The 9,418-nt window shown below is 37.3% G+C and carries 11 protein-coding genes; 1 reads left to right on the top strand and 10 read right to left on the bottom strand.

The window, feature by feature from the left end; translation table 11 throughout:
* Positions 1-163: 163 nt before the first annotated feature.
* The 6 genes from rpsR to ACFSUL_RS02710 all read right to left on the bottom strand — a co-directional run bounded on the left by rpsR (position 164) and on the right by ACFSUL_RS02710 (position 4,301).
* Positions 164-400: a 30S ribosomal protein S18 gene (gene rpsR, locus ACFSUL_RS02735; RefSeq protein ID WP_377932468.1), complete on the bottom strand. Its 237-nt coding sequence runs from the start codon at positions 398-400 to the stop codon at positions 164-166.
* A gap of 38 nt (positions 401-438) precedes the next feature.
* Positions 439-957: a single-stranded DNA-binding protein gene (gene ssb / locus ACFSUL_RS02730; protein ID WP_377932466.1), complete on the bottom strand. Its 519-nt coding sequence runs from the start codon at positions 955-957 to the stop codon at positions 439-441.
* A 76-nt stretch (positions 958-1,033) separates the two neighbouring features.
* Entirely contained in the window at positions 1,034-1,321 is a 288-nt protein-coding gene (gene rpsF / locus ACFSUL_RS02725; RefSeq protein WP_377932464.1) for a 30S ribosomal protein S6, read from the bottom strand.
* A gap of 460 nt (positions 1,322-1,781) precedes the next feature.
* Positions 1,782-2,882 carry a redox-regulated ATPase YchF gene (gene ychF / locus ACFSUL_RS02720; RefSeq protein ID WP_377932462.1) on the bottom strand — a complete coding sequence of 367 codons (1,101 nt, stop codon included), beginning with the start codon at positions 2,880-2,882 and terminating at the stop codon, positions 1,782-1,784.
* A gap of 222 nt (positions 2,883-3,104) precedes the next feature.
* Positions 3,105-3,302 carry a DUF951 domain-containing protein gene (locus ACFSUL_RS02715; protein ID WP_377932460.1) on the bottom strand — a complete coding sequence of 66 codons (198 nt, stop codon included), beginning with the start codon at positions 3,300-3,302 and terminating at the stop codon, positions 3,105-3,107.
* A 54-nt stretch (positions 3,303-3,356) separates the two neighbouring features.
* Positions 3,357-4,301, bottom strand: a complete 945-nt coding sequence (locus ACFSUL_RS02710) for a mechanosensitive ion channel family protein (RefSeq protein WP_377932458.1) — start codon at positions 4,299-4,301, stop codon at positions 3,357-3,359.
* Positions 4,302-4,699: 398 nt separating this feature from the next.
* Between ACFSUL_RS02710 and yyaC the strand changes: the two genes are divergently transcribed.
* The gene (gene yyaC / locus ACFSUL_RS02705; protein ID WP_071410370.1) at positions 4,700-5,317 is read left to right on the top strand and encodes a spore protease YyaC; all 618 of its coding nucleotides are present in this window, start codon (positions 4,700-4,702) and stop codon (positions 5,315-5,317) included.
* Between the two features lie 74 nt (positions 5,318-5,391).
* Here the strand turns inward: yyaC and ACFSUL_RS02700 are convergent, their stop codons facing one another.
* From ACFSUL_RS02700 to noc, 4 genes are all read right to left on the bottom strand, one after another.
* Entirely contained in the window at positions 5,392-6,105 is a 714-nt protein-coding gene (locus ACFSUL_RS02700; RefSeq protein ID WP_377932456.1) for a DUF554 domain-containing protein, read from the bottom strand.
* A 199-nt stretch (positions 6,106-6,304) separates the two neighbouring features.
* Positions 6,305-7,156 (bottom strand): ParB/RepB/Spo0J family partition protein, encoded by an 852-nt coding sequence (locus ACFSUL_RS02695; RefSeq protein WP_377932454.1) that lies wholly within the window; start codon positions 7,154-7,156, stop codon positions 6,305-6,307.
* Entirely contained in the window at positions 7,149-7,910 is a 762-nt protein-coding gene (locus ACFSUL_RS02690; protein ID WP_071413783.1) for a ParA family protein, read from the bottom strand. Before ACFSUL_RS02690 ends, ACFSUL_RS02695 begins: the two co-directional genes overlap by 8 nt.
* Before the next feature lie 363 nt (positions 7,911-8,273).
* Positions 8,274-9,137, bottom strand: coding sequence for a nucleoid occlusion protein (noc, locus tag ACFSUL_RS02685; protein ID WP_377932451.1), 864 nt, complete (start codon positions 9,135-9,137; stop codon positions 8,274-8,276).
* Positions 9,138-9,418: the final 281 nt, after the last annotated feature.

Below are 9,418 nucleotides of genomic sequence, written 5' to 3'. Positions count from 1 at the left end.
GGGAAGGTTGCGTGTTTTATTTTGCCTTCTATTGTGTGTTAACCCCAACAAATATTATAGAGCCTTTAGAAAAAGAAAGGATTTAGTAAGAGGTTGATTTAAAATTTTCTTAACGCAAAAAAACAGTAGAGTTTAAACTCTACTGTTTTTCATAGATTATATATTATTCACCAGTTACGTAAGGAAGTAATGCCATTAAACGAGCACGTTTGATCGCACGAGTTAACTTACGTTGGTACTTAGCGTTAGTACCAGTTACACGACGTGGAAGAATTTTTCCACGTTCGGAGATGAATTTTTTAAGAAGGTCTACGTCTTTGTAATCGATGTGTGTAATTCCGTTTGCTGTGAAGTAACACACCTTACGACGTCTACGTCCACCTCTACGTCCGCCTGCCATGTATATCGCCTCCTTGTTTTATATTTTATAGCTGTTCGTTAGAATGGAAGATCGTCATCTGAAATATCGATAGGTTTACCGTCATTTGCAAATGGGTCTTCATCTACACGAGTAAAGTTATTATTATTGTTGTTGCCGCGTTGATTCTGATTCTGACTATATGAATGGCCCTGGTCATTTTGGCCGCCACCATAATAGCCTGCGTTTCCGCCACGGTCACCTTGATTTTGGTTGGCACTGCGTGGTTCTAAGAACTGAACGCTTTCTGCAACAACTTCTGTCATGAATACACGACGTCCATCTTGTCCTTCAAAGTTACGCGTTTGAATACGACCGTCAACGCCAGCTAGGCTGCCTTTTTTAAGAAAGTTTGCTACATTCTCTGCAGGGCGACGCCATACAACGCAATTGATAAAGTCCGCTTCTCGTTCACCTTGTTGATTCGTAAATGTACGATTTACAGCAAGAGTAAACGTAGCAACCGGTACTCCATTTGGAGTATATTTTAATTCTGGGTCTTTCGTTAAGCGCCCAACTAATACTACTCGGTTCATCATCAGAATCAACCCCTTCCTTCTATGCTACTGTTTCACGTGAAACAGTTGTAGAAGTGTTTATCATAAAACGTTCGGATTATTCTTCTTCTTTAATTACGATATGACGGATAATGTCATCACTGATTTTAGCTAAACGATCGAATTCGTTTACTGCTTCAGTTTTAGCGTTCATTGTTACTAATTGATAGAAACCATCACGGAAATCGTTGATTTCATACGCTAAACGACGTTTACCCCAATCTTTTGACTCGATGATTTCCGCGCCGTTTGTAGTTAAAACGTTATCGAAACGCTCTACTACAGCTTTCTTTGACTCATCGTCAATGTTCGGGCGGACAATGTACATTACTTCGTACTTTCTCATCTGTTTGTCACCTCCTCGTGGACTATGCGGCTCTTTCTAGTAAAAGAGCAAGGAGCAATGCGTTCATCACTCACGAATTAGAATTATATCATAGTATCTCCACAATTGCAATAACTGTCGAGAATGCTTCGTAAAAGTTAAAATTACTTATTTTAAATCGACTATACTAGTTTAGAACTGAAAAATAGAAGTGACTATTTAGAGGAAATAAAATTCACGAAAAAATAGGGTTGATTGTGAACATCAAATTTCTAGAACTAGACGTTGGAAACTTTAACAGCAAATATTCTATAATTCTTCATCGTTATTTTCGTAAAGTTTGTTGTTTGTGCCCAATGGACCGTTCCTTTCCGCTCCTACCCACCCTATGTTTTCAACTGTTGTTAAAGGTAGCAATCTTTTATAAAGCAAAAAGCCCAGTTTAGATAATTTCACTAAACTGGGCCTATCCGTATTGCTATTAAACATTAAAGCGGAAATGAATAACATCTCCATCTTTTACGATATACTCTTTTCCTTCTAGTCTAACTTTTCCTGCTTCGCGAGCAGCTACCATTGTTTTAGCTGCCGCAAGATCCTCATAGGAAACCGTTTCAGCACGAATGAACCCCTTTTCGAAGTCAGTATGGATAACTCCTGCACATTGAGGAGCTTTCATTCCTTGACGGAACGTCCATGCACGAACTTCCTGAACACCTGCCGTAAAGTAAGTTGCTAGTCCAAGCAGGGAGTAAGCAGCACGGATAAGCTGATCTAAACCAGATTCTTCAATACCAAGTTCTTGAAGGAACATCGCTTTTTCTTCGTCATCAAGCTCTGCAATTTCTGACTCAATTTTAGCACAGACAACAATCACTTCCGCATTATCCTCTTTCGCAAACTCACGGACTTTTTGTACATACTCATTATCAGATGGATCTGCAATATCATCTTCTCCAACGTTTGCTACATAAAGAACAGGTTTAATTGTTAAAAGATGCAGCTGCTTTACAAACTTAGATTGTTCTTCCGTAAATTCAACTGTACGAGCAGGCTTTTCGTTTTCAAATGCTTCCTTCAGCTTTACTAAAATTTCATGCTCGTATAGGGCATCCTTATCCTTTTGCTTTGCAAGTTTTTCAACGCGACCAATACGTTTATCAACTGTTTCCAGGTCTGCAAGGATCAGTTCTAAGTTAATTGTTTCAATGTCATCAATCGGATCTACTTTTCCGGAAACATGGGTAATATTATCGTCAGCAAAACAACGAACAACCTGACAAATTGCATCAACTTGACGAATATGAGCTAAAAATTTATTCCCTAAACCTTCTCCCTTACTTGCACCTTTTACGATACCAGCAATATCTGTAAATTCAAATGTCGTAGGAACAGTTTTTTTCGGCTCGACAAGTTCCGTTAGTTTATCTAAACGGTAATCAGGAACTTCTACAATTCCGACATTTGGGTCAATTGTACAGAAAGGGTAGTTAGCAGATTCTGCACCTGCTTTTGTAATTGCATTAAAAAGAGTCGATTTACCTACATTGGGTAAACCAACAATACCAGCTGTTAAGGCCATCTGGGTCACTCCTCTAATATCTACTCTTGTAAACAACAAGAATCTATTTTTAAATTAATGGTTGAATCTTTCACAATTATAGTTTTTATAAAGGGAAAAGACAAGTAACGTTTTGGTTACTCGCTCTGAGGAAATATGGTTGTGATTATTCTCCTATGATAGAGAAATAGACCCATAACAGTGTACAGGGCACTTACGGGTCTATTTTTCACTAAATGGCTATTAATCTTCCGAGCTCTCTAGCACCTTCTTCATCTTCTTAGAGAAATCTTTTCTTGGAATCATCACACTATGGGCACAACCTTCACATTTTATCCGGATATCCATTCCCATACGAATGATTTTCCAACGATTCGTTCCACAAGGATGCTGCTTTTTCATTTCCACCACATCATTTAACTTAAATTCTTTGGGCTCCACTTTCGTTTCCTCCTTTTCTTTTCTACAGTGAGGGTATCTAAGATCTTTTATCGATTAATTGCTTCCTAATTGCCTGCTTGATTTGGAGGTGCTATCTACAATTTCCTCCACATCATTTCGAGAATACATTACCATTCGAGGGAATGGTATTTCAATTCCTTGTTCGTCCATACATGCCTTTATCTCTTTTCGAATCATTCGCCCAATAAACCAGTGCTGCATGGGTTTGGTCTCTGCAATAATTCGAATAACCACTTCTGAAGTCTTCACTGTTTGAACACCTAATAATTCTGGTGGGTTTACTATATCCTCATATTTCTGTGGCAGCTTTACAAGCATCTCTTGCAAAACTTTTTCTGCTTCTTCGATATTTTCTTCATAAGCAATGCTTACATCGACCACCGCTATACTATTATGAATAGAATAGTTCGTTACTTCTGTAACATTTCCATTCGGAAAAATATGAAGTTCTCCAGTCCAGCTTTTTATTTTTGTTGTACGTAAGCCTATTTCTTCAACAGTACCTTCATTAGCACCAATACGGACATAGTCACCAACAGAAAATTGATCTTCAAAAATAATAAAGAAACCCGTTATGATATCTCTGACAAGGTTCTGTGCACCAAAGCCAACTGCCAGGCCAACTATACCAGCACCTGCAATTAACCCTTTTACATCAATTGTAAGTGTCGCTAATATTGTAATCAATGCAATAAAATAAACAACGTAAGCTAAGACATTTTCTAACAGCTTCGCCAGTGTCGCTTCCCTACGTTTCGAAATTTTTAACGGAGACTTCGAACGAATTCGGAAACCATTACGAATGGCAATTTTTCCGAATCTCACTACTAGCATGGTAATCACTATAATCGCAATTATTTTCAAGGCGCCTTGTCCAAGGGAAATCCACATGTCATTATCGATAAGCTTTTCCCAAGAATCTTTTATTACTTCAGGTTTTTCTGACGCCCCCTGTACTACTTCAATTGTTTCTTTCATATATTGTATTTCACTCCTTATTTCGCCATGAAATAATCGTTACTTTTCAAGAAATAGAATTCTCTACGCTATCATCCTTTTATTTTATCAACATTACCGTTATTTGAGTAGCACCAACCATTAATACTGATTTATTTTCCCTATTTTCAAAAAATACAACCGTCTAATGTATAGAAATACCATTTTGTCCGTATAATGTTACTACTAAAACAAAATTAGCGTTACTTTTATTACCTTCAACAAGCAATAACTAGACATAAGAGGGAGCTTTTAGCATTTGAGCTTGAGAATGCTAGCGTTGGAACTGAACGTAGGTAATTTTAATAAATTAATTCTCGACTAATAAATACTTCAACCTTTTCTAATGGTGTCCCTAGAAATTTAAAGGAGTGGAAGCAATGAACCTGAAAAGAGGACTTTTTGAACGGAAACCCGAACCATTTAAGATTAGTCATGAAGCGGAAAGAGCTACTTATCAGTTGTCCGTTCAACTGTTGTCTATGCTTCCTACTATGAACAAATCAAGACCCATTGTGTTTGTATGTATAGGTACAGATCGCTCTACAGGAGATTCATTAGGACCACTAATTGGAACTCTCTTGGAGGAAAGACGGATTGAGCCTTTTCATGTTTTTGGTACATTAGAGGATCCCATCCATGCGGTAAATATGGAAGAAAAGATGGCGGAGATACATGAGAAATACTTTAACCCTTATATAATAGGAATAGATGCATGTCTTGGCAAAATGAAAAGTGTAGGGTCTATTCACCTAGGAGAAGGTCCTTTAAAACCAGGGGCTGGAGTGAATAAAGAATTGCCCGATATAGGAGAATTACATATAACTGGCATTGTGAATGTTAGTGGGTTTATGGAATTTTTTGTACTGCAAAATACTCGATTGAATTTAGTTATGAAAATGGCAAAATCGATAACAGAAGCTATTTCAATGACAAGCAGAAGTTATAGAAGAAATAACTCAATGCACGAATTACAGCAAAAAACAGAATTACATTAAAAAATGACTGAATAAATCAGTCATTTTTTAATGGGCTAATATAGAGTAATAACACCTGTAGATAAAGCTTCTCATTATAGGAATTGATGATAAAAATAAACAATTGAAACAATCATCGCTACAACCAATATCCCCGGCAGCAAGTTTGCTACTCGTATTTTAACGAAGCCGACTAAGTTCATCCCTATAGCAAATATCATGATTCCACCAGTAGAAGTCATTTCTACAATAAAAGAATCCATTACTACTTGTGGAACAAATTGGTTAATTTGTGTCGCAAATAAGGCAATCAATCCTTCATACAAAACAACTGGAATTGCTGAAAATATGACACCAATACCTAAAGTGGTTGTTAAAATCAATGATGTAAAACCATCAATAATCGCTTTTGTAAAAAGTACATCATGGTCGTTCCTCAGTCCACTGTCTAAAGCACCAATGACGGCCATTGCCCCGATAACAAAAATAAGTGTCGCCGTAACAAACCCCTGTGCAATAGAGGTTTCCTTTTGAGTACCAAACTTTTTTTCTAGCCATTCCCCAAGAGCATTAAGACGATCTTCAAGGTTAATCCACTCTCCCCAAGCAGCTCCTACAGCCAAACTAATAATGACAATAAGAAAATTTTCTGTTTTTAATGCCATTTGTAAGCCTAATACCATAACAGCTAACCCGATTGCCTTTATGACTGTTGCCTTCATATTTTCTGGGATACGATGAAGTAGTTTACCTAATAATGTTCCAATTATTATACAAACACCATTGACGAGGGTTCCTAACAGTACCATATGCTGCTCCTTTTATTCGAACTTCGAAATAATCTTTCTCCATAAAATACCACGAAAACGTCTGTTTGACTAGAAGAAATTTACTTATCATTTGTGGTATATTCTGTGCCGTAAATAAGAAAAACGCTATTTGTAAAATAAAACGTGTTTAAAAGGAAAAGGGCCTTTCTAGAAGAAAACATCCTTCTAGTAAAAGCCCTTATCGTTCATGTTTCTGAAGCATTTCTAAAATTCGATCTAAATCTTCCTTGGAAAAGAACTCAAACTCAATTTTCCCTTTTTTCTTTGATTGTTTAATCGTTACTGTTGTACCAAAACGCTCTCGTAAACGTGTTTCTTGCTCTTTGATAAAGATATCTTTCTTTTTTGTCTCTTTTTTTGTTTCACGTGGAACATTTTCGTTAATTTCTTGAATTAACTTCTCTAATTGCCTAACATTTAATGACTCTTTAATGATTTTGTTAATAACAAAGGACAGCTGATTTTTTCTTTTTATTCCGAGTAATGCACGGCCGTGTCCCATTGTTAGTTTTCCTTCTGTAATCAATTCTTGTACCTGTTCTGGAAGTGATAATAAACGAATATGATTTGCAATATGGGGGCGACTTTTTCCCAATCGCTTCGCAAGCTCTTCTTGCGTGACCTTCAAGCGGTCAATCAGCATTTGGTAAGCAGCTCCCTCTTCAATCGGTGTAAGATCTTCACGTTGAAGGTTTTCAAGAACTGCCAATTCCATCATCTGCTGCTCATTTAATTCCCTTATCACAACTGGAACTTTTTTGAGACCAGCAGCTTGTCCTGCTCGGAAACGTCTTTCTCCCACTACAATTTCATAACCCTTTATACTTTTACGAACGATTAAAGGTTGTAAAATACCATGTTCTATAATAGATTCTTTTAACTCTTCAATTGCTTGGGGTGAAAAGATTTTTCGAGGTTGATAGGGATTGGGTCTAATTTCTTTTACACTCAGCTCTTGAACCGTTTCCTCACTTACGGCTTCAACGTTGGCAAACAATGCATTAATTCCCTTTCCTAATCCTTTAGCCACCTATAACCACTTCCTTTGCAAGTTCTAAATAAACTTCTGCTCCCTTAGACTTAGCATCATAAATAATAATGGGCTCACCATGACTTGGAGCTTCACTTAAACGGATATTACGTGGAATGATGGTACGATAAACCTTATCCTGAAAATACTTTTTGACCTCTTCAATTACTTGAATTCCTAAATTTGTTCGTGCATCGAGCATTGTTAGCAGCACACCATCAATCATTAAATCATGATTTAAATGCTTTTGGACTAATCTTACTGTACTTAATAACTGGCTTAACCCTTCTAATGCGTAATATTCGCACTGAACTGGAATAATAACAGAATCAGAAGCAGTTAAGGCATTGATCGTTAATAACCCTAGAGAAGGTGGACAATCAATAATAATATAATCGTAATCATCCTTGACCTTTTCGAGTGCCCGTTTTAAACGCACTTCTCTCGAAATTGTCGGAACAAGTTCTATTTCTGCTCCCGCAAGAGAGATGGTAGCAGGTATAACAGAAAGATTTTCAACCTTCGATGGTTTGACTAAATCTTTTACTTCCGCATCATCTACTAGCACATCATAAATACATTGCGTTACATCCCCTTTTTCAATTCCAACACCACTAGTAGCGTTTCCTTGAGGATCAATATCTACAAGCAGAACACTTTTCCCTATATAGGCCAAACATGCTCCCAAATTAACAGAAGTGGTCGTCTTACCCACCCCGCCCTTTTGATTTGTAATAGCAATAATTCTGCCCAAGGTTGTCACCTACCTTTTGACTTCCTATTAAAAAGTTAATTTTTAAATCACGTATTCTTTTATTCTACCAAAATTCCAATATAGTTTGTCCTTCATTTCAAAAAAATTCCGTTTCACCAGAAAAGCGCATGCGGCTCGTTCAGCTCGCGAAGAAAATAGGAAATTTCCCAAAAAGGCGTCTTTTGCCTTTATGGGAAATTTATCTTTTTCACAGTGAGCTAGCCGCTGGAGCTAGACAAACAGAAAAGCGCATGCGGCTCATCCAACCCCGACAAACTTATCTAGAAAAACAGATTAACTATTCCTACGTAATGAAAAAAGTGAGAAACAGCTAAACTTGTTCCTCACTTTAAAGCTATTAATCTATTTCTTTTTCGGAATACGAATAGTAAATTGATAGTATTCTTCATGCTCTTCTTCTTCAGCGTTAAGATTTATTCCGCTATCAGATACCATTGATAACGATTGGCGAATCGTATTAACTGCAATACGCATGTCCTTGCTGAATGCCTTACGTCTCGGCTTTGGCTTGTCTTTGCCTTTATCGAGCATTTTCACTACTCTATCTTCTGTTTGTTTTACGTTAAAGCTTTTCTCTATTACTTCCTGAAGCAGTTGAACTTGCTTTCCAGGATCCTTCAAAGGAATTAACGCACGAGCATGTCTTTCTGTTATAAGTTTCTCTAAGAGAGCACCTTGGACTTCTTCCGGTAGCTTCAGTAGACGAAGTTTATTCGCAACCGTTGATTGGCCTTTTCCCAACCGTTGAGCAAGTGCTTCTTGTGTTAAATTATGAAGTTCGAGCAGTTTACCATAGGCAATTGCTTCTTCTATAGGAGAAAGTTCTTCCCTTTGTAGATTTTCAATTAGGGCAACAGAAGCTGTTTCTGCATCATTTAAATTTTTGACAATAGCCGGGACAGTTTCCCAGTTTAATTTCTGCACAGCCCTCCAGCGTCGTTCCCCAGCAATTATTTCAAATTGCTCCTTATCGAACTCACGGACGACAATTGGTTGGATAATGCCATGAGTATGGATTGTCCTTGATAGTTCTTCTATTTTTTCCTCATTGAAGATGGTCCTTGGCTGAAAGCGATTCGGTACGATTTGGGAAATTAGGATATTCTTAACCTCATCCCTATCTTCCACCGTTTCCATCTCAGTTTCTTTTGCTACTTCCCGCTCCTTTTCACCTAGGCCAAACAAACGAGAGAAAGGATGCTTCATCTTCCTACACCACCTTTAAGAATCTCCCTTTTATAGTATTCTCTATAACCTGACAATATCCTGCCGATACTTTGACATCAAAAAACAAAATTACCAAGAAAAGCGGAAGTGGCTTGATCAGCTCATGAAGAAAATAGGGATTTTACTCGAAAGGCGCTTTTGCCTTTCAAGCAAAATCATCTTTTTCACAGCGAACTAGCCACTGCAACTAAATAATCATAAAATATTATTAACCTGCTCTATACTATTATTTTAAATTAGGACGTAAGAACCTGTTAAAG

The sequence above is a fragment of the Bacillus seohaeanensis genome, assembly GCF_042684945.1.
In the GTDB taxonomy this organism is placed as follows: Bacteria; Bacillota; Bacilli; order Bacillales; family Bacillaceae_B; genus Rossellomorea; species Rossellomorea seohaeanensis.
The sequence above is the reverse complement of the archived record's forward strand: the minus strand, read 5'-3'. Positions and strand labels throughout refer to the sequence as shown.